Below are 720 nucleotides of genomic sequence, written 5' to 3' on the forward strand. Positions count from 1 at the left end.
GCCCCGAGCAGGACCACGTCGGCCTGCACCGTGAAGGGTGTCGTCCGACGGTGACCGTCGACCTCGTGGCGCTCGCCGTGCACGGTCCACCGCCGACCCGGCCCCGTGTTCCGTTCGACGCGGAGCACCTCGGCACGGGTCACCAGTCGGGCGCCGGCGCGGGCGGCGAGCGGCAGGTAGCTCGCCCACATCGTCGTCTTCGCGCCGACGTTGCAGCCCGAGACGCAGTTGCCGCAGCGGGTGCAGGTCGGCTGGTGGACCCCGGCCGCGTTCGGCCCGGGGTCACCGTGCAGCCGCACGGCGAGCGGGATGCGGCGCGGCTCGACGCCGTGGTGTGCGCCGAGGTGCGCCAGGGCGTCCGCCTTCGGGGTCGGACGGTCCTCGAGCTGGGGGCGGAGCACGGCGCGCACGCGGTCGGCGTACGGACGCAGGGCCGCGGCGTCGACGCCCGCGGGCCAGTGCTCGTCGAACACGGCCGGATCGGCCTCGAGCAGGACGTTCGCGTACACGAGCGAGCCGCCGCCGAGCCCGTTGGCCGTGAGCCGGTCGACGTCCGTGCCGAGGTGCAGGTCGAACAGCCCGAGCGGGTTCCGACGGCTCCGGAGTGCCGCGCGCATCGCCGTCGGGTCCTCGGGGAACTCGCCGGGCACCCACTCGCGGCCGCGCTCGAGGACGACGACGTCGCCGTCCCCGAGCGCCGGGGCGACGCGTGCGGCCGTG

Annotated in this window: 1 protein-coding gene; it reads right to left on the bottom strand. The window is 76.4% G+C overall.

What is annotated here, in order from left to right:
• Window positions 1-720, bottom strand: a 720-nt coding sequence (locus tag NS331_RS25255) for a GMC family oxidoreductase N-terminal domain-containing protein (RefSeq protein WP_193758225.1), incomplete at both ends; no start/stop codon positions are given.

The organism is Pseudacidovorax intermedius (assembly GCF_001476815.1).
GTDB lineage: Bacteria > Pseudomonadota > Gammaproteobacteria > Burkholderiales > Burkholderiaceae_C > Xenophilus > Xenophilus intermedius_A.